Origin of the sequence: Hoeflea algicola (assembly GCF_026619415.1) — a bacterium.
GTDB lineage: Bacteria > Pseudomonadota > Alphaproteobacteria > Rhizobiales > Rhizobiaceae > Hoeflea > Hoeflea algicola.
In genome coordinates, this window is record NZ_JAOVZR010000001.1 from 2213938 (window position 1) to 2234163 (window position 20226).

Sequence of the window (20226 nt, forward strand, 5' to 3'; positions counted from 1 at the left end):
GTAAACGCCAGGGGCCGCTTCTTCGACATGTAGCGGTTCTTAATCGATGTTGAAGACCAGCGGCTTGGCCTGCTTGATGGCCGCATGGGCGGTCAGCTTGTCGAGCACATCCTGTTCAACCAGCTTGTCGACATAGAGAAGTGCTATCGCATCACCGTTTTCCTTTTCCCGACCGAGTTGGAAATTGGCGATATTGACGTTGGCATCGCCGAGCGTCGAACCCATGAAGCCGATCATGCCGGGCACATCGGTATTGGCGATGTAGATCATGTGGGCGCCGACATCGGCATCCATGTTGATCCCCTTGATCTGGATAAACCGCGGCTTGCCATCCGAGAACACGGTACCTGCCACCGAGCGGCTCTGACGCTCGGTTGTCACCGTCAGCTTGATGTAGCCATCATAGACGCCGGTCTTGTCGCGCTTGACCTCGGACAGGACGACGCCCTTTTCCTTGATCATGATCGGCGCCGAAACCATGTTGACGTCGGCCACCTGGTTGCGGATCAGGCCGGCCAGCAGCGCGCTGCTCAGCGCCTTGGTATTCATTGATGCCGTCGCCCCGTCATAGAGGATCTCGATCTGCTTGATCGGGCTCTCGGTAACCTGGCCCGCGAACGACCCCAGCACATCGGCAAGACGGATGAACGGCTTCAGAATTGGCGCTTCTTCTGCCGTGATCGAGGGCATGTTGATGGCGTTGGAAACAGCGCCGCGAACCAGATAATCCGACATCTGCTCGGCTACCTGCAGAGCGACATTTTCCTGTGCTTCGGTGGTGGACGCGCCCAGATGCGGCGTGCAAACCACATTGGGCAACCCGAACAGCGGGCTGTCGGTGGCGGGTTCGACTTCAAACACATCGAAACCGGCACCGGCAACCTGGCCGGATTTGAGCGCTTCGGCGAGATCGGCCTCAACAACCAGACCACCGCGCGCGCAATTGATGATGCGGACGCCCTTCTTGGTCTTGGCCAGCGCCTCGGCGTCGAGGATGCCACGGGTCTTGTCGGTCATCGGCACGTGCAGCGTGATGAAATCTGCCTGAGCCAGCAACTCGTCGAGCTCAACCTTCTCCACACCCATTTCCCCGGCACGTTCTTTCGAAAGGAACGGATCATAGGCAACGACACGCATTTTCAGACCGATGGCACGCGCGCAGACGATCGAGCCGATATTGCCCGCGCCGATGACGCCAAGCGTCTTGCCGGTGATCTCCACGCCCATGAACTTCGATTTCTCCCACTTGCCGGCCTGGGTCGAAGCATCGGCCGCCGGAAGCTGGCGGGCGACTGCGAACAACAGGGCAATCGCGTGTTCAGCTGTAGTGATCGAGTTGCCGAACGGCGTGTTCATGACGATGATACCGCGGCGCGATGCAGCCGGAATGTCGACATTATCGACACCGATGCCGGCCCGTCCGATCACTTTCAGATTGGTTGCGGCGGCAATCATTTTTTCCGTCGCCTTGGTGGCAGAGCGGATGGCCAGGCCATCATACTTGCCGATGATCTCGAGCAGCTTTTCCTTGTCCTTGCCGATTTCGGGAAGGTAATCCACCTCGACACCGCGGTCTTTGAAAATCTGCACAGCGGTGGGGGAGAGTTTGTCGGATACGAGTACGCGGGGCGCCATGATGGCCTCCATTGCTTGATAGTATTTCGATGAATTGGGAGCAGGACCGCGCCGTCTCGGCGACAGCGCGGTCGGCGCAACTGAAAATCAGGCCGCTTGCTTGAGCGCGGCTTTTTCCTGTGCGAAGGCCCATGAGAGCCACGGCGTCAGCGCCTCCAGATCGGAGGTTTCCACCGTTGCGCCGCACCAGATCCGCAAGCCCGCGGGGGCGTCACGGTAGGCGCCAATATCCAGCGCCACGCCTTCCTTGTCGAGCCGTCCGACCATCGCCTTGGCGAAGGCTGCCTGCGCGTCGGCAGGCAGTGCCGTTATCTCCGGATCCGCAATCACCAGACAGACCGAGGTGTTGGAGCGCGTCTCATCAACCTTGGCAAGATTGGCAATCCAGTCATTGTCGGCAACAAACCGATGCAAGACATTGGCATTGGCATCGGCGCGAGCCATCAGCCCGTCAAGGCCGCCAAGCTTCTCTGCCCAGGTTAGCGCGTCCAGGTAATCCTCGACGCACAGCATCGACGGCGTGTTGATGGTTTCGCCGACGAAGATGCCCTCGATCAGCTTGCCGCCCTTGGTCATGCGAAAGACTTTCGGCAACGGCCAGGCCGGCTGGTAACTTTCCAGCCGCTCGACGGCACGCGGCGACAGGATCAGCACGCCATGGCCGCCCTCTCCGCCGAGCACTTTCTGCCAGGAAAATGTCACCACATCGAGTTTGGCGAAATCGAGATCCTGCGCAAAGGCCGCCGAAGTGGCATCGCAAATCGTCAAACCGGCGCGGTCGGCGGGGATGAAATCGGCGTTGGGAACTCGCACGCCGGATGTCGTGCCATTCCAGGTGAACACCACGTCGCGGTCAAAATCGATCTGTGCCAGATCCGGCAATTCACCATAGGGTGCGGTAATCTTGCGAAATCCGTCGAGCTTGAGTTGCTTGGCCACATCGGTAATCCAGCCTTCGCCGAAACTTTCCCAGGCGACCATGTCGACACCGCGGGCACCGAGCATAGACCACATGGCCATCTCCACCGCACCCGTGTCCGAAGCAGGAACGATGCCGATGCGATAGTCGTCAGGCACCTTGAGAACGCTGCGCGTAAGCTCGATGGCCTGCTTGAGTTTGGATTTGCCGATCTTGGCCCGATGCGAACGGCCCAGCGCTGCATCAATGAGCGCTTCGGGCGTCCACCCGGGACGCTTCGCGCAAGGACCAGAAGAAAAACGGGGATTTGCCGGACGCAGGTCCGGCTTGGGAGCAGTCGTCATAAAGCTATCCTTCCAGATAGTGGCCCCTCGTTGGGGAGGGGTGGCCCACTGACCGGATTAGACTTCTGCAAAATTGAAGTCAAGCGCGATCCTGCAGTCGCGCGCACAAAAAAAGGCGGAGAATTTCCGCCCTTTCTGCTCAATGACGATTGTCTGCTGTCGCCTACCAAAGTGCGTAGCGCAGGCCCGCCCGGATTTCGTGCTTTTCAATGCCGTTGTCATAGGACTGGACGCCCACCGCGCCGGCAGCCGCCGTTACGGCGTCATAGCTGAACTGTGCGCCGCCATCCACCTTGGAATAGCGGTAACCCAGATCGAGCTTGAGATCCTTGGTAATGTCGTAGGAAAAGCCAGCCATAAGCGCGTAGGTAAAGCGCCAGGTCTCCTCACCGGCATGGGTGCTGTCGACCGCAACGCCGGCACCGCAAACATTGCCGACGACTGAAACGCAGCGCTGGTCATTGGTAAGCGCACCCCAGGTCACCCGGGCGATACCGGCGCCCGCGCCAACATAGGGTGTGAAGCCTGAATAGGTGCCGAGATCGACATAGGCGTTGGCCATGAAGCCATATTGTTCAAAGTCCTGGGTGTCGATGCTGGCGCACTGACCGCCCACCACACCAGCGCAACTCAGCAGCGAACTGGTGGTTCCGTCGAATTTGCCCTCCGCGTAGTCGAAGGTAAGGTCGGCACGCAGATAATCCGTGAAGCTGTACCCCATACCGATCGAACCCGACCAGTTACTGTCGAGAGATGAGGTATCAAACTGCTCGCCGGCATAGGCCGCGGGCGGACCGACGTTGAAGACCGAATAGTTGGTGGCAGCACCGCGCGTGCGTGCCGAGTAACCAAGATCGCCACGCAGATACCATCCGGTGCCAATTTCGACCGGCTGGGTTACCGGCAGATCCGGTGCATAAATGATGTCGTCAAGATCGGCTGCTTGCGTGGGCACTGCCAGTCCCAGAACCGCAATGCACGAGGTTACAGCTATTCGCGTCAACATGACTGTTTTCCCTTCAATGGCTCCGGGCCAGCGATAGAGTGGCCGAATGCGTGTGAAGATCACTATGGCGGTGACAGGTTAAGTCCCGGTTAAGCACGTTTGTTAAGCACGTCTGTTAACCGTATAATTGTGCAGGTTTGGTCCAGGATCGGCCCTGCCGACCCACCCTCGCTGCAGCGAAAAACCGCCCGGCGATTGACCGGGCGGTTGATATTGACAAGGCCTGATTGGCGAGTGGGAAGTCTTACTTGTAGACCGCCGGCATGACCGGAGCCGGCTCGATGTAAACTTCTTCCTCAGCGCAGCCGCCGAAGCTGTAGCGAAGGCCGCCACGGACTTCATGGGAATCGAAACCGCGGTCATAACCCTGGGTTCCCGCTCCGGCCGGGAAGCCGAACATCCGGCCGCCACTGATATGGCGATAGCGGTAACCGACATCAGCCTTCACGTTGCAGGTCACATCAACCGAGGCGCCGGCCATGAGGGCATAGGTGAAGCGCCAGGACTTTTCGCCGCCGTGGTTGACAGACGGGTCGCAAAGCGCCGGGTTGCCGTCAGCACAGGAAGTATTCCTCAAACCACTCCAGGAGACATAGGAGCCGCCGAGACCGGCACCGCCGTAAAGCGTGAACCGGCCGCGCTTGTAGAAGTCGACATAGGCGTTAGCCAGCAGGCTTATGCCGCTGACCAACGAGAGGTCAGTGGACGTACAAGCGCCGGCCACGCCGCAGCTACCTCTGGTGGAGCCGCGAAACTTGGCGTCATCGAAGTAATCAGCCGTCACATCACCGCGAAGATATTTCGTCGCCTGATAACCGACACCGCCGCCGACCGTGTAGGATCCGCGCAAAGTTGAACTGGTAAAGGACGTATAGCCGGCAACCAGAGGGCCCTGGAAGAAATCGGTGCCGCTGCTGCGGTTCCAAGCATAGCCGACATCGCCGCGCAGGTACCATCCGCTGGCTGACTCGACCGGCTGCGCTATCGGAGCCTCGTAGTAGGGTGCATCAACAATCGGCGCGGGCAGAACATCGGCTGCTCCGGCCGACCCAGCACCGGCAAGCATAACGGCCGCTCCAGCCAGGAAAATCTTTCTCATGGTAGACTCCATCGTCGAGACATGCGCGGCCGCCGGTTTTGGAGACTTCACGCTGTTTGGTTCAACCCGGATAATGGAGCGAAAAAGTTAAAAGCCACTTAACCACGTCTCTTTACCACGAAACCAGCTTTTTGAGGGAGTTGTGATTGCATGTTGCCCGTTTCAGGGACGGTCTCATCACGCTTCAATTGGCGGCGGAAAAACAAAAACCCGACCAAGTTGTTCAGCCCGACCGGGTTTGGATATGGCCGAACGGTTCATCACCGAACGGCAGAATTCTGAAAGAATTGTCAGGCGGCGTCGCGCGCACCGGAGATCACGTTGATCAGGTCATCGACAATCGTCTCGATCTGACCCCGATCATCGCCTTCGGCCATGACCCGTATCAGGGGTTCGGTGCCGGACGGACGGATGACCAGCCTTCCCCCGTTGCCGAGCGAAGCTTCAGCATCGGCAATCGCGCTTTTGACATGGCTGTCGTTGAGCGGCTTGCCGCCTGAATAGCGCACGTTCTTGAGAACCTGCGGCACCGGGTCGAACCTGCGGCAGACTTCCGATACCGGCCTGCCCATGCGCTGGACGCAGGCCATCACCTGCAGTGCCGCGACCAGGCCATCACCGGTAGTGGCGAAATCGGAAAGCACGATGTGGCCCGATTGCTCGCCGCCGACATTGAAATTGTGTTTGCGCATGTGCTCGACCACATAGCGGTCGCCCACCTGGGTGCGAGCAAGCGAAAGCCCGATCCCGCCGAGAAAGCGCTCCAGCCCGAGATTGGACATCACAGTCGCGACGATACCCTCGCCGCGCAAGCTCTGGTCGGCGGCCCAGGATTCGCCGATCAGCGCCATCAGCTGGTCGCCATCGATCACCGCGCCGGTTTCATCGACAATGAGCACCCGGTCTGCGTCGCCATCAAGTGCAATGCCGACATCGGCCCGCACTTCGTTGACCTTGCGTGAGAGTGCCAGCGGATGGGTCGAGCCGCAATTGAGATTGATGTTGGTGCCGTTCGGCTCCTCGCCAATCGCCACCACTTCAGCGCCCAGTTCCCACAGCGCCGCCGGCGCCACCTTGTAGCCGGCACCATTGGCGCAATCGATCACTACCCGCATACCCGACAGGGTGATGTCCTTGGGCAGGGTCCGCTTGGCGAATTCTATGTAGCGATCGTGAACGCCATCGACGCGCTTGGCCCGGCCAATAGCATCCGGACGCGCGAGCTGAAGCTGGATGTTGTCATCCATCAGCTCCTCGATGCGATGCTCGATCTCATCGGAAAGCTTGAAGCCGTCGGGTCCGAACAGCTTGATGCCATTGTCCTGATAAGGATTGTGAGACGCGGAAATCATCACGCCGATATCAGCGCGCAAGGAGCGCGTCAGCATGGCAACGGCCGGTGTCGGGATCGGACCAAGCAGAAACACATCAAGGCCAGCCGCGGTAAAGCCGGCGACCAAAGCGTTTTCAATCATGTAGCCTGAAAGGCGGGTGTCCTTGCCGATCACCACCCGATGTCGGTGATCGCCACGGCGAAACAGGTTTCCTACAGCAACGCCAACACGCATCGCCAGATCTGGGGTCATGGGCGCCTTGTTGGCCTGCCCGCGAATTCCGTCGGTGCCAAAATACCGTCTACTCATGGAGCCCCCGACTCATACCAACCAGATACTTACTATATTGATCCAACAGATTTGATCATAAATACAATCAAAATTTGTTACAAATAGTTTCACCACGTAAAAAATAACAGCCGCCGGATGGGCGGCTGTTATGTGTTTCTTGTCTTCTGCTTGGCGCCGCCGCGGCCTGATTACTGCGGCTGCGGCTCCATTCCCGGATCAGGCTCATCGCCCTTCTTCCCGGAACTGCCTTTCTTGTGGCCGCCGGCAGTGGGAACCGCTGTTCCCCTGCTTGGCGGCGTATCGTCGCCGATATCGCGCGCCGGCTTTTCACCGCGGATCAAGGCGTTGATTTCCTCGCCGGTCAGCGTCTCGTACTCAAGCAGACCTTCGGCAATGGCAATGAAACCCTTCTTCTTCTTGGTCAGGATTCCACGTGCCTCGTGATAGGCCTGATCGATCAGACGGCGGATTTCGCTATCGATCTTCTGCGCGGTCGATTCCGAAACATTCTTCTGCTGCGCCACCGAATGGCCGAGGAAGACTTCCTGCTGGTTCTCACCATAGGCGACCAGTCCGAGTTCGTCGGAAAAGCCCCATTCGGTCACCATCGCGCGAGCCAGTTTGGTGGCCTGCACAATATCGGAGGAAGCGCCGGAGGTGATGTTCTCCTTGCCGAAGGTCAATTCCTCGGCGACGCGGCCACCCATCATGATCGCCAAACGTGAGACCATCCATTTGTAGCTCATCGAATAGCGGTCGCCTTCCGGCAACTGCATGACCATGCCTAGCGCGCGACCGCGCGGGATGATCGTCGCCTTGTGCACAGGATCGGCTGCAGCGACATTGAGCGCGACGATGGCATGGCCGGCCTCGTGATAGGCGGTCAGCTTCTTTTCTTCCTGGGTCATGGCGGTGGACCGACGCTCGGCCCCCATCATCACCTTGTCCTTGGCGTCCTCGAATTCGGCCATTGTCACCAAACGCTTGTTGCGTCGGGCAGCCAGAAGCGCGCCTTCGTTGACCAGGTTCATCAGGTCGGCGCCGGAAAAGCCCGGTGTGCCGCGTGCAAGCACCTTGAGATCGACATTGGGCGCCATCGGCACATTGCGCACATGCACCTTGAGAATCTTCTCGCGTCCATTGACGTCGGGAAGCGGCACCACGACCTGCCGGTCGAAACGGCCCGGCCGCATCAGCGCAGGATCCAGCACGTCGGGACGGTTGGTGGCCGCAATCAGGATAATCCCCTCATTGGCCTCGAAACCATCCATCTCGACCAGCAACTGGTTGAGCGTCTGCTCGCGTTCGTCATTGCCGCCGCCGAGACCGGCGCCCCGATGGCGACCGACAGCATCAATTTCGTCGATGAAGATGATGCATGGGGCGTTTTTCTTGGCCTGTTCGAACATGTCACGGACACGGCTGGCGCCGACGCCGACGAACATTTCAACAAAGTCCGAACCGGAAATCGTGAAGAACGGTACATTGGCTTCGCCGGCAACCGCACGTGCGGTCAGGGTCTTGCCGGTACCGGGAGGGCCAACGAGCAACACGCCGCGCGGGATCTTGCCGCCCAGACGCTGGAATTTCTGCGGGTCACGCAGGAATTCGACGATTTCCTCGAGATCCTGCTTGGCTTCGTCAACGCCCGCCACATCAGCGAAAGTGACGCGGCCATGCGCTTCTGTCAGCAACTTGGCCTTCGACTTGCCGAAGCCCATCGCACCGCGCGAGCCGCCCTGCATCTGGCGCATGAAGAAAATCCATACCCCCAGGATCAGCAGGATCGGCAGCCACGAAATCAGATAGCCGACCAGCGTGTTGGAGCTGTCGACCTCAGGCTTGGCAACAACGGTTACATTCTTGTTGCTCAACCGCGTGATGAGAGACGGGTCGCCAGGAGAATAGGTCTGAAAGCCGGTAGCGGTATCGGTGTAGTTACCCGAAATCCGCTCGCCGATGATGGTCACATCACGCACGCGGCCGGTATCAACATCCTTGAGGAATTGGGAATAGGCGATATCACGCCCCGTGTTCCGTTCGCTCGGACTCTGGAACATGTTGAACAATGCGATCAACAGTAGCGCGATGATTGCCCACAGGGCAAAATTGCGGAAGTTAGGATTCATGCTCTTCCTCGGGAATCTTGGCCTGTAGCCGCCGGCTCACAACCGGTTTTCGAATTTCAATACATAACATAGGAGCCAAGCAGCCCATTGCCAAGGCTACAGCCTGCCTTTGTCATCGCACGTTCGTCTTAAAGTCTCCTGAATTGCCCCAGGGACACTCGGGAACGGCTCCGTATCGAGCAATTGTGCGATGGCGCGCGCCAGCGGCGCCTCGTAGACCGGCAAAATTCTCGAATATCGACCGATCAACGCCTCCGCGCAAAAACCACCAACCACTTGCTCGTCCAGACGCCAGTTCTTCGAACCTTGGCCATAATCACGGCTGAACAATGGCGACACGCCCCTTGATTGCCCAGCACTGACCATCAGGGAAGAATTCCGATCAAGATTATGCACCCGGAAACGGCCATCCCAGTCAGCATAGGCACCTGCCGGAATCTCGCGATTCTCAAGCCCTCGCCGCTCGCGCCGCACAACCAGTTCCCCGCGTTCGCGCCGCAACACGGTTCGACCGACGGTGATGGCCGGTTGATCGCGGCTGCCAACGACAAAGGCTTCAAGCGTCGTTTTGCCACGGCGGTCAAGCGGCCGCGAAGCCCCGCCGAGCACGTCGATCAAGGCAATAATCGCGGCTTTCACTGCATCGGTGGCGCTGTCCGGGTGAAGCCGGATCCTGACTGTTCGATCCGCATCGGCGCGGCAATGGGTGGTGATCTGGTCCGCGGCCTCTTGCGCAAGCCGAAATCTCTCGGCGATTGCACGCTGCTCACCGACGTCCAGCTCCAATGCCGGATTGGTTTGGAGTTCGGTGCGCACCCGCACCCGCTCGTAATGAAGCTCCCGGTTGGAAGGATCCTCGATCCAGGCAACCCCGGTAGCCTTGAGAATGTCCCGGATCTCCGTCCGGCGCACCTGCAACAGCGGCCGCAATACCCACATGCGTCCGTCAAACAGGCTCGCCTGCGGGATTCCCGCCAACCCTGGCGCCAATTCGGTCAAGCCGCGCGCGCGGCGCATCACAAGCGTCTCGTGCTGATCGTCGCGGGTGTGGCCGGTCAGCACCGCCGCCAGACCGAGCTGTTGGGCAGCCTGACCAAGCAAATGGTAACGCGCGGTTCGCGCCGCCGCCTGCACTCCTGTCTGGGGTTTGTCGCCCTCCCAGACGAGCGTCTGATGACGTACGCCGATCCTGCGGCACAGCGACTTGACCTGACGCGCTTCATCGGCGGAGGCCGCACGCAGACCGTGATCCACGGTCAGGGCGACCACCCGGCCGGCTCCAACCGTTTGCACCAGCCCGTAAAGCAAGCCGAGCGAATCCGAGCCGCCCGAGACGGCAACGCCAAGCGGTCGTCGGTCGGCAATGCCGTCGCAAAATTCAGCCAGAAGATTGTAAAAACGGGTATTCATCGGATCGTGACGGGCAGAAGTCATTGAGCTTCGCCAGTCCATCACGCAATTCAGCAGCTGGCCCGCAACTGCTCTTCACTGACCTTGGCGCGGACCGCTGCCGAGGCGCCGGGATAGCGGATCAGAACCTCGCGCAGGGTTGCGCAGGCGGTATCGCGGTTATCAAGCTGGGACAGCGACATGCCGAGTTTCAGCAGCGTATCGGCGCCCTTGTCTGCCTGCGGATATTTCTTGTGGGCGTCGAGAAAGGTTTTGGCCGATTCCTGAAACCGCCCCTGCGAGTATTGTGCCTCGCCGAGCCAGAACATCGCGTCAGAGGCGCGCGCGCCATCCGGATGCGAGGCCACATAATCCTGAAACACCTGCTCGGCCAGCGCATAATCACCTGCCAGCATGTGGTTGTAGCCGGCCTGGTAGATATCTTCGGCCGACCCCAGTGACGCGGTTTCGGTTCCCGACGACAACGGCTCGATGATACCGCCGATGAGGTCTCCATTGCCATCAACCTTGAGCGAACCCAGATCGATCGACGGTGTTCCAGACGGCTGGGTATCGCGCGTTGTCGACGCGGTTGCCGATTGTTCGACGCCCGGCTGCGGAACGCCGGCATCGCTGCGTTGGCTGCCGGTTTTTTCGAGTTCCTGGAACCGGAATTCGTTGTCTTCCTGCATCTGCCGCATCTGTTCCTGCATCTGCAACAGTTGGAAACCTAGTTCCTCGATCCGGCCATTGAGCCCTCGAATTTGTTCCTCGAGTTGCCCGATCCGGTACACCGGGTCGCCGGCTTGAGCCAGCACCACCGGTGCGCGGATATCCTGGCCTCGGGTGATGGCCACCGGCGGCGTTGGCGCAAACTGTGAGAATCCGGAGAGCAGCGGCGCCGCCGTCGCGGGAACCGCGAATGCGGCCAGCGCCACCGTGACAAGCAAATTGCAAATGGGTTTCATCAGCCTAACCTTATTGCGCCACGCCATAGACGGACGGTTGCCCCTGTTAATCGAATACCGCAGGGCCGCCCCTCAAATCAACGTAGAAACCGGCCAAACTATGATCAAAGGCGTGATCTTAATCAAAAAGGGCGGCCCGAAGACCGCCCCTGTAGCTTTCGCCGTCACATACGAGGTCAGCTTCCGGCGCCGCCGAGCACAGTGACCGCCCGCCGATTCTGGGACCAGCAGGAAATGTCATCACAGACCGCGACCGGACGTTCCTTGCCGTAGGAAATCGTACGGATACGGTTCGCTGCAATACCCCGAGACGCCAGGTATTGCCGGGCTGCTGCCGCGCGGCGTGCACCAAGCGCGAGGTTGTATTCACGCGTGCCGCGTTCGTCGGCATGGCCTTCCATGGTGATCTGATAGTTCGGATACTGGTTGAGCCACTGCGCCTGTCGGTCGAGTGTCGACGCGGCATCGGCACGAACCACGGAGGAATCTGTATCGAAAAAGATCCGGTCGCCGACATTGACCGTGAAGTCCTGTTGCGAACCCGGCGTGGCGTTCCCGGCAAGGCCGAGATCAGCCGCGTTGTTGGGCAAGTTGTTCTTTTTCGAGGCGCAGCCGGTCAGTACGAGTGCGGTAAACAGCACGAGCATCGCCGGGTTGCGGGCAATCATTTGCATGCGGCGCATGGCCGGTCTCCTTGGAAGTTGTAGTTGACCATTTCTAACCGATTGCGGTTAATCCGCCCTGAAAGAACACAGTTAACATTTTACGAATTGAGGCTCCCTGTCCCGCGTTTGGACGCACAATGCGGCGCAAACGGGGCAAAACGCCGACTCCGGCGAGATCCGCGCTACTCGAGCAGCGGCGACCAGGCCGGGTCGGACGCGTAGGTGGGCGTTTTCACCAGCTGTTCATTGTAACCGGTCAGGTCGATCGAATAGATCTGCGGACCGCCCGAACCTGCCGGCTGGCGGAAGAACATCAGCACCCGGCCATTGGGCGCCCAGGTCGGCCCCTCATTGTGAAATCCGGTTGTCAAAATCCGTTCACCCGAACCGTCTGTGCGCATCACTCCGATCGAGAACTTGCCGCCCGACTGCTTGGTGAAAGCAATCAGATCGCCACGCGGAGACCAGACCGGAGTCGAGTAGGAACCATCGCCAAACGACACGCGACGCTGGTTCGAACCATCGGCCCCCATCATGTAAAGCTGCTGGCGACCGCCGCGGTCACTTTCAAACACGATCTGGGTGCCATCGGGCGAATAGGATGGCGACGTGTCGATCGCAGCCGTGCTGGTCAGCCGCGTCGTCGCCCGCGAGCGCAGATCCATGGTGTAGATATTGGCATTGCCGTCCTGCTGAAGGCTCATGATCACCTTCTGGCCGTCCGGCGAAAACCGCGGCGAGAACGTCATGCCGGGAAAGTTGCCGACGAGTTCGCGCTGGCCAGTTTCAAGCTGCAGCAGGTAAACCCGCGGCTGACCGCCTTCAAACGACATATAGGTGATTTCCTGACGGCTGGGCGAAAACCGCGGCGTCAGCACGATATCATTGGCATTGGTCAGCATGCGCAGATTCGCGCCGTCCTGATCCATGATCGCCAGTTGCTTCTTGCGGTCGATCTTCGATCCGCTTTCGGACACGAACACCACCCGGCTGTCGAAATAGCCTTTTTCACCTGTCAGCCGCTCGTAAATCGCGTCGGCGATAATGTGCGCGACCCGCCGCCAGTTTTCGGGGCTGGTGAAGAATTGCTCCCCCGAAAGCTGTTGATTGGCAAATGTATCCCAAAGCCGGAACTCGGCCCGCAACCGGCCATCGGCTTCCCGCGCCACGCGCCCGGTCACAAGTGCCTGGGCGTTGATCACGCGCCAGTCCTCGAACCGCGGCGCTGCGTCCGGATTGGAAATCTTTTCAATGAATGCCGCCTGGTCGATCGGGGCAAACAGTCCCGACCGCTTGAGATCGGCAGCCACGACAGCCGATATCTGCGCTCCGATGGCATCGCCCGAGATGAAATCGGTGATCGCGATCGGAAGCGGCTCGACATTGGCGCGATTGATATCGATTTCAACCACGGCACGCGCCGGACTGGTGGCCATCAATGCCATCGCGGCAACAATCGCCATCGGCAGAAACAGGTAGCGGTTCATCATTTTCATGGTGCAGCCTTTCAGCGCCATTTCAATCATAGTCATGGATCCTGACACTAGAACATCTGACTGGGGTCAAAGTTCACGATCACGTCCGCCCAGGAATCATATTTTTCCTTGGGAAGTTGGTAGGGCTGCGCCCGCAGCACCGCGCGTCTGGCGCTGGCGGCAAGCGTGCCCCGGGTGCCGGCGGCTCCGCCGGTGGCCGAAACTTCTGGTTCGCCGACGATGTTACCGGTCTGGTCGAGCTTCATTTTCACGATCACCCGCACATCTCCACCATCGGCCATGCCTGGAATAATGTTCCAGTATTTCTGGATCTGGCCGCGCAACGCGTCCATTTCGCTCTGGCTCAACGTATTTCCGCGCGTGGTACGGGTCCCACCCAGGGACGCGGTTTCCGTCGAGCGCTTGGCGCCGCCGCCGGCCGCATCCTGCTTGTTAAGCAGTGCTGCCACCTGATCGGCATTGAAATCACTTTGCTTGGAAGACGCGGTTTCTGCGGCCGCAGGTTTGGCCTGCGCCTTGGGTGGTTCCGGCCGGGCTTGCGGCACCGGGCCATCGCTTGGCAATGTGGTAAATTGCGGCTCGGCGGGTGCCGCTTCGCTAATCGCCTCTGCCACCGGATCAGGCGTCGATTCGGCAGGCAAGGCAGCAACTTCCACCGGCGCCGGCTTGGGTTCAGCCGGCTTTTCAGCCGCAGGTTTGGGCTCAGGCGCCGGCTCCGGTTTTGCCACCTTGACCGGCTCGGGGGCAGGCTTGGGTTCCGGTGCGGGCTTGGGTTCGACCGCCTTGACCGGCTCCGGCGTCGGTTTTTCAGGAACCGGTTCCGGTTTTGGCGCAGGCTTTTCGGCAGGCTTGGGCGGCGCTTCGGAAACCACTTCCTTGGGGCTTGGCTTGGCAGCCTTGGCGGGTTTCAGATCAACGGTATTGTCGCCGGCATTCTCGGCATCCGGCACCGGGTCCGGCCGTGCAGTCGGGATCGGCGCGGCCTTTTCGGCGATCGGCGCGGTCTTTTCACCCTGCTGGATCTGGGTCAGTTCTTCAATCGGCACAATGTTGACGGGAAACGATTCAACATCTTCCACTTCAAGCGTTCTCGGCGCAGTGAAAGACGACAGCGCGAATCCCAGGACCAGCACGTGCAAAACTGTCGATGTCGCCAGACTTCCCTTCATCAGCGCGCCGTCAACTATCCTGTTCCTGGAGCGTAACCAGCCCCAGGTTCTTGAACCCGGCAGCGGAAATCCGCGCCATCACCTTCATCACGGTGCCATAGTCGGCGTTGGTATCACCGCGCACATAAATGCGCTCGTCATAGCCGGTAGTGGCAATCGCCTCGAGCTTGGGAACAATCTCCTCGATCGGGATCTCGGTTTCCTGCAGATAGATCTGCCCCTCGGAATTGACAGATACGGTAATCGGCTGCGTGTCCGAGTTGAGCGCATTGGCCTGCGTTTCTGGCAGGTCGATAGGCACGCCCACCGTCAACAGCGGCGCCGCCACCATGAAGATGATCAAAAGCACCAGCATCACGTCGACGAACGGCGTGACGTTGATCTCGCTGACCAGTTGGGTGCGGCCACTGCGACGCCCGCGTCGCTGTCCGCCGCTCCGTCCGCCTGATGCGCTCATGCCCATGTCAGCCCCCTATTCCGCGGCCTGACGCGCGCTCAACCGCTCGTCGATCTGGCGCGACAGAATGCCGGAAAATTCGTCGGCAAAACCTTCCATCCGCGCTGACAACTTGCCGGCATCGGAGGAAAACTTGTTGTAGGCAATCACCGCCGGAATAGCCGCCAGCAAGCCGATGGCGGTGGCCAGCAGCGCCTCGGCGATACCGGGCGCAACCACGGCGAGATTGGTGGATTTCGACCCGGCAATCGCCTGAAACGAGGTCATGATGCCGACCACGGTACCAAACAGGCCGATGAACGGCGCCGAAGAGCCGATCGAGGCCAGGGAACCGAGCCGTGATTCAAGCGCATCCGCCTCGCGCGAAAGCGTCACATCCATCGCCTTGTCGATCCGCATTTGCAGACCAATCGGTGACTTGGCGCCGCGTTCGAAGGATTTCTTCCATTCGCGCATGGCAGCCACAAAGATCGAACTCATGCCGACGGTCTTGCGATCAGACAACGTCCGGTACAATTCCTCCAGCGACTGTCCCGACCAGAAAATCTGCTCGAACTGATCGAGTTGCCGCCGGAACTTGCCGAACGAGATCCATTTGTCCGCGACGATAGCCCAGGTCCAGATCGATGCGCCGATAAGACCGAGCATCACCAATTTGACCACAAAGCCCGCCTGCAAGAAGAGTGACCAGAGTGTCACTTCGCTGGTCGCAGCCAGTCCAACCTGTTCCATTTACATAACCCTCGAATCCAAACGCCCGGTTGTTGCTACCGGGCGGCTAAGACGTCACTTTTGCCGGGAATCCAGAAGTGCGCGATTGCCGCCAACTCACTTCTCAGAACTTCTCGCGGCCAATTTTGGTTAAAGGATGGCGCACACCGTCCGCACCAAGCTCTCCAATTTATTCATAATTGGTTATGGTTAAGGCTTGGTTAGGATTCAAACGCCAGTGCCTGACCGAACTTGGGGCGCTGCGTCAGTGCGGCAGTGTCAGGATGACCGGACCATTGCGGCTGGCGACCACCGTATGTTCGAACTGGACTGTCAGTGCCGGGGGATAGCTATACAGCGTCCAGTCATCATCCCCCTCGCTGTCTGCTATCGACGCGCCAAGCGACAGGAACGGCTCGATTGTAAAGACCTGACCGTCCTTCATGAGGCGTTTTTCGTGCCGGTCAGGCCAGGTCGCGATTTCCGACGGCTCGTCATGCAGCGACAGACCAACCCCGTGGCTGGCAAGGTTGCGGATGAGCGTATAGCCGTTCTTGCTGGCGAACTTGCCGATCGCATTGCCAATCGCGGCATAACGGGCGCCGCTTTTGACCTGACCAAGCCCCGTCGAAAGCGCCCGTTTGCCGTCACGCAGCAAACGCACGGTTCTTGTTGCCACCGGGGCAACACCGAATGATGCGCCGGTGTCACCGAAATAACCGTCCTTGAGCGCAGAGACATCTATGTTGACGAGATCGCCAGCCGCAATCACCCGTTCCCCGGGAATGCCGTGAGCGACTTCTTCATTGACGGAAATGCAGGTCGCACCGGGAAACTGATAACTGAATTCCGGCGCAGACTGGGCGCCCTGGGCTTCAAGATATTGCCGCCCGATCAGATCAAGATCGCGGGTGGTCATGCCCGGCTCCATCGCCGCCGCCATCGTTTGTATCGTATTGGCGCAGATTCGCCCGATGTGCCGAAGCTTCTCGAGCTCATCATCCGATGAAATCACCACTGCCTTTACTCCTTCGCCGCATCTGCGGTTCGACCATTGTCCAGAAAACGCTCCATCAGCGGATCCGGCAGCCTTCGCGCCCGTCCAGATCCGTTGATCACCGCAACCGTGACCGAAGCCGTAGCGAGCAAATCGCCTTCGCGGCTTATGCTCTGCTCAAGCTGCATGCGCGCGCCGCGCACCTCCGCCGGTTTGGTGCGAATCGTCAGCACATCATCCATACGCGCCGGCGACCTGAAATCGATTTCCATTCTCCGCACCACAAAGGCCACGGCATCGACCGGATCGGCGCCTTTATGCAACGCGCCCTGCGAAACCCCAAGCAGCCGGATATAATCGGTCCGCCCACGCTCGAAGAAATGCAGATAGCGCGCATGATAGACAAAACCGGAAAAATCCGTGTCCTCGTAATACACCCGCTGGGTCAGCTCATGGCCACCATCGTCGAGCTTGCCCGATAGGGGTGTGTTCATTTTCAGCCGTCCCACTTGCTCTAAATCGAAATGAGGCGGTTGCGAAAGCCACATCCCTTTGATCCAATCGTCGTTCTGTCATAAATCCGATCTATCAAGATTGAAACCACGTCGGCACAGGAGAATTTTGAATGAAAATTGCAATCATGGGCGGCGACGGTTTCGTTGGCTGGCCGACTTCACTGCACCTCTCCAATGCCGGACATGAGGTCCACATCATCGACAACCTGTCGCGTCGCTGGATCGACACCGAACTCGGTGTCCAGTCACTCACACCGATGGATTCGATCCAGGAACGGACCCGCATCTGGCACGCAGAAACCGGCCGCAAGATCCATTTCCATCTCATCGATATGGCGCGTGACTATGACGTATTGAAGAACTGGCTCGCAGAAGAGCGTCCTGATGCCATCGTGCATTTCGCCGAACAGCGCGCCGCACCGTACTCGATGAAGAGCGACCGTCACAAGAATTACACGGTCAACAACAACGTCAATGCCACCCACAATCTGCTCAACGCCATGGTGGAGATCGATCTCGATGCCCATCTGGTGCATCTGGGCACCATGGGTGTCTATGGCTATTCCACGGTCGGTGCAGCCATTCCCGAAGGCTATCTGCCGGTCGGCATCGAGACCATGGACGGCGAGACGGTCAAACAGGACATTCTCTATCCGGCCAATCCCGGCTCGATCTACCACATGACCAAATGCCTCGATCAGTTGATTTTCCAGTTCTACGCCAAGAACGACAATCTGCGCATCACCGACCTGCATCAGGGCATTGTCTGGGGCACACACACCGACCAGACCCGGCGCCATGAGCAACTGGTCAACCGGTTTGATTATGACGGCGACTACGGCACCGTGCTCAACCGCTTTCTCATTCAGGCAGCCATCGGCTATCCGCTCACCGTGCACGGCACCGGCGGTCAGACCCGCGCCTTCATTCACATTCAGGACTCGGTGCGTTGCATCGAAATCGCGCTCAACAATCCGCCGGAAGCCGGATCGAAAGTGGAAATCTTCAACCAGATGACCGAGACCCATCGGGTCCGTGATCTGGCTGAAATGATTGCCGGCATGACCGGCGCCGAAATCGCCTGGTTGCCAAACCCGCGCAAGGAAGCCGCGGAAAACGATCTGGTAGTTCACAACGAGAAATTCCTCGAACTGGGACTTGAGCCGACCACACTGAAGGAAGGCCTTCTCGAAGAAGTCGTCGATGTTGCCAAGAAGTTCGCTTACCGGGTCGATCGGACGCGGGTTCCGGCAGTATCGGCATGGACCAAGGACATCGCCAGCTCGATTAATCGCGATCCAGAAGGCAAGAAGCTCAAATCAGTTTCATGAGCAGCGCCAGCCGCCTTCCCTCATCCGGCCTGACTGCGAACAAACCCGCAGTCAGCCATCGCGCCTATGTCACGCTTGTCACCAACGCGGACTACGCCATGGGCGCGCTGGCGCTTGCCCGGTCGATCAAACTTGCCGGCGCGGAAGCCGACATCGTCGTTCTGCACACCGGCGGTGTCGACGCCTCAGTGCTGACACCGCTGTCAGATCTTGGCTGCCGGCTGGTCCAGACCGAGTTACTGGACACATGCGATGCGTTCAATGAGCGGCATGCGCGCGGCAGACTTCACGCCAACGCCCCCTTCACCAAGGGGCGCAAGCCGGCGTTTCACTCACCGCTCGATAATTTCTGCAAGCTCCGGCTCTGGCAACTGACCGAGTATCAGTCCTGCGTCTTCATCGACGCGGATGCGCTTGTGTTGCGCAATATCGACAAGCTGTTCGACTATCCCGAATTCGCCGCGGCCCCCAATGTCTACGAGACACTCAAGGATTTTCACCGGCTCAATTCCGGCGTGTTCGTCGCTCGTCCGTCTGCAGAGACCTTTGGCTCCATGCTGAAAATGCTGGACCAGCCGGATACATTCTGGCGGCGCACCGACCAGACATTCCTGCAGACATTCTTCCACGACTGGCATGGTCTGCCGGTCACCATGAACATGCTGCAATATGTCTGGTTCAACCTGCCGGACCTGTGGGACTGGAAACAGATCGGTGTGCTGCATTATCAATACGAAAAGCCCTGGGAAAAAGACCATCCCCGATCAGCAGAACTCAAACCGCTGATTGATCTCTGGCATGCCTTCCACACCGGCGACAACATTCCCGATATCGCTTCTCTTGCAAACCCGACAGAGTCAGCTGTCGCATGAGAGCGCTGGTCTCCGGCGGCACAGGCCTGGTCGGGCGCTATATCGTCGAGACGTTGCTCGACGCAGGCTACGAGATAATTATTGGCGGACGGACGAAGCCGGCTGATGACCTGTTTACAAGCGACCTGGAATTCCGCCCGCTCAGCCTCGAGCCTGACCAAAACAGCAAGGCATTGTTTTCCGGTGTCGACGTATTCATTCATGCCGCTTTTCAACACCTGCCCGGCCGCTACCGTGACGGCGAAGGCGATGACCCGGCAGGGTTCCGCCGCATCAATCTCGATGGATCGGTGCGGCTGTTCGAGGCTGCGAAACAGGCGGGCGTTGACCGCACGGTCTTTCTGTCGAGCCGCGCAGTCTATGATGGCGTCGCTGTGGGAACGCCACTGGTCGAAACACTGAAGTTGCAGCCGGGCTCGCTCTACGGAGAAATCAAGCTTCTGGGGGAACAGGCACTCGCCAGATTGAACGATCCGCATTTTACCACGTCGAGTTTGAGATTGACCGGTGTCTATGGCGACCTGCGCCCGAACAAGTGGGACAGCCTATTTGCCGATTATCTGGCGGGGAAAGAAATGGCACCGCGCGCGGGTTCGGAAGTCCACGGTCGCGATGCCGGACAGGCAGTGCGGTTGATGCTGGAGATAGAACCCTCGCTCATTGGTGGCGAGACTTTCAATGTCTCGGATCTGATTGCCGATACCCGAAGCATCCTCGCGCCCCTGCATCGATCCTGGCCATTCTCGCCGGATCTTCCGCAATCAGCAAACAAGACAACTGTCGCTGAAATGGACACGCAAAAGATCCGAAAACTCGGCTGGCGTCCCGGTGGTCAAAAGCTGTTTCAGGATACCCTTGCTGGGCTGGTCACTGCTGTTCCGAAAACACCCACATAGACA

Annotated in this window: 18 protein-coding genes; 3 read left to right on the forward strand and 15 right to left on the reverse strand. The window is 59.2% G+C overall.

What is annotated here, in order from left to right; all coding sequences use genetic code 11:
• Window positions 1-39 precede the first annotated feature (39 nt).
• The 15 genes from serA to ybgC all read right to left on the reverse strand — a co-directional run bounded on the left by serA (window position 40) and on the right by ybgC (window position 17103).
• A complete protein-coding gene (serA, locus tag OEG84_RS10870; protein WP_267653774.1) occupies window positions 40-1635 on the reverse strand; it encodes a phosphoglycerate dehydrogenase in 1596 nt (531 codons plus the stop codon).
• An 87-nt stretch (window positions 1636-1722) separates the two neighbouring features.
• Window positions 1723-2898, reverse strand: coding sequence for a phosphoserine transaminase (locus OEG84_RS10875; protein WP_267653775.1), 1176 nt, complete (start codon window positions 2896-2898; stop codon window positions 1723-1725).
• Between the two features lie 163 nt (window positions 2899-3061).
• Complete coding sequence (locus tag OEG84_RS10880; RefSeq protein WP_267653776.1) at window positions 3062-3904, reverse strand: outer membrane protein; 843 nt, start codon at window positions 3902-3904, stop codon at window positions 3062-3064.
• A gap of 244 nt (window positions 3905-4148) precedes the next feature.
• Window positions 4149-5003 carry an outer membrane protein gene (locus tag OEG84_RS10885; RefSeq protein WP_267653777.1) on the reverse strand — a complete coding sequence of 285 codons (855 nt, stop codon included), beginning with the start codon at window positions 5001-5003 and terminating at the stop codon, window positions 4149-4151.
• A gap of 290 nt (window positions 5004-5293) precedes the next feature.
• Window positions 5294-6646: a phosphoglucosamine mutase gene (gene glmM, locus OEG84_RS10890; protein ID WP_267653778.1), complete on the reverse strand. Its 1353-nt coding sequence runs from the start codon at window positions 6644-6646 to the stop codon at window positions 5294-5296.
• A 170-nt stretch (window positions 6647-6816) separates the two neighbouring features.
• Window positions 6817-8757, reverse strand: coding sequence for an ATP-dependent zinc metalloprotease FtsH (gene ftsH, locus OEG84_RS10895; RefSeq protein WP_267653779.1), 1941 nt, complete (start codon window positions 8755-8757; stop codon window positions 6817-6819).
• A gap of 96 nt (window positions 8758-8853) precedes the next feature.
• A complete protein-coding gene (tilS, locus tag OEG84_RS10900; RefSeq protein ID WP_267653780.1) occupies window positions 8854-10191 on the reverse strand; it encodes a tRNA lysidine(34) synthetase TilS in 1338 nt (445 codons plus the stop codon).
• A 26-nt stretch (window positions 10192-10217) separates the two neighbouring features.
• The gene (gene ybgF, locus OEG84_RS10905; RefSeq protein WP_267653781.1) at window positions 10218-11114 is read right to left on the reverse strand and encodes a tol-pal system protein YbgF; all 897 of its coding nucleotides are present in this window, start codon (window positions 11112-11114) and stop codon (window positions 10218-10220) included.
• A 176-nt stretch (window positions 11115-11290) separates the two neighbouring features.
• Window positions 11291-11797 carry a peptidoglycan-associated lipoprotein Pal gene (gene pal / locus OEG84_RS10910; protein WP_267653782.1) on the reverse strand — a complete coding sequence of 169 codons (507 nt, stop codon included), beginning with the start codon at window positions 11795-11797 and terminating at the stop codon, window positions 11291-11293.
• 164 nt (window positions 11798-11961) lie between these two features.
• Window positions 11962-13242 (reverse strand): Tol-Pal system beta propeller repeat protein TolB, encoded by a 1281-nt coding sequence (gene tolB / locus OEG84_RS10915; RefSeq protein WP_425602911.1) that lies wholly within the window; start codon window positions 13240-13242, stop codon window positions 11962-11964.
• Between the two features lie 80 nt (window positions 13243-13322).
• Window positions 13323-14444, reverse strand: a complete 1122-nt coding sequence (locus OEG84_RS10920) for a hypothetical protein (RefSeq protein ID WP_267653783.1) — start codon at window positions 14442-14444, stop codon at window positions 13323-13325.
• Between the two features lie 10 nt (window positions 14445-14454).
• On the reverse strand, window positions 14455-14907 hold the full coding sequence (gene tolR, locus OEG84_RS10925) for a protein TolR (RefSeq protein WP_267653784.1): 453 nt from the start codon (window positions 14905-14907) through the stop codon (window positions 14455-14457).
• A 9-nt stretch (window positions 14908-14916) separates the two neighbouring features.
• Entirely contained in the window at window positions 14917-15633 is a 717-nt protein-coding gene (gene tolQ / locus OEG84_RS10930) for a protein TolQ (protein WP_267653785.1), read from the reverse strand.
• Between the two features lie 244 nt (window positions 15634-15877).
• Window positions 15878-16630: a type I methionyl aminopeptidase gene (gene map / locus OEG84_RS10935; RefSeq protein WP_267653786.1), complete on the reverse strand. Its 753-nt coding sequence runs from the start codon at window positions 16628-16630 to the stop codon at window positions 15878-15880.
• Between the two features lie 5 nt (window positions 16631-16635).
• Entirely contained in the window at window positions 16636-17103 is a 468-nt protein-coding gene (ybgC, locus tag OEG84_RS10940; protein ID WP_267653787.1) for a tol-pal system-associated acyl-CoA thioesterase, read from the reverse strand.
• Between the two features lie 131 nt (window positions 17104-17234).
• Here ybgC and OEG84_RS10945 point away from each other — a divergent pair, with 131 nt between their 5' ends.
• Genes OEG84_RS10945 through OEG84_RS10955 form a run of 3 tightly spaced genes read left to right on the forward strand, consistent with a single transcriptional unit; the run spans window position 17235 to window position 20223 of the window.
• A complete protein-coding gene (locus OEG84_RS10945; protein ID WP_267653788.1) occupies window positions 17235-18455 on the forward strand; it encodes an NAD-dependent epimerase/dehydratase family protein in 1221 nt (406 codons plus the stop codon).
• A complete protein-coding gene (locus OEG84_RS10950; protein WP_267653789.1) occupies window positions 18452-19327 on the forward strand; it encodes a glycosyltransferase in 876 nt (291 codons plus the stop codon). Before OEG84_RS10945 ends, OEG84_RS10950 begins: the two co-directional genes overlap by 4 nt.
• A complete protein-coding gene (locus OEG84_RS10955; protein ID WP_267653790.1) occupies window positions 19324-20223 on the forward strand; it encodes an NAD-dependent epimerase/dehydratase family protein in 900 nt (299 codons plus the stop codon). The genes OEG84_RS10950 and OEG84_RS10955 overlap by 4 nt, the downstream gene beginning before the upstream one ends.
• The last annotated feature ends 3 nt before the right edge of the window (window positions 20224-20226 follow it).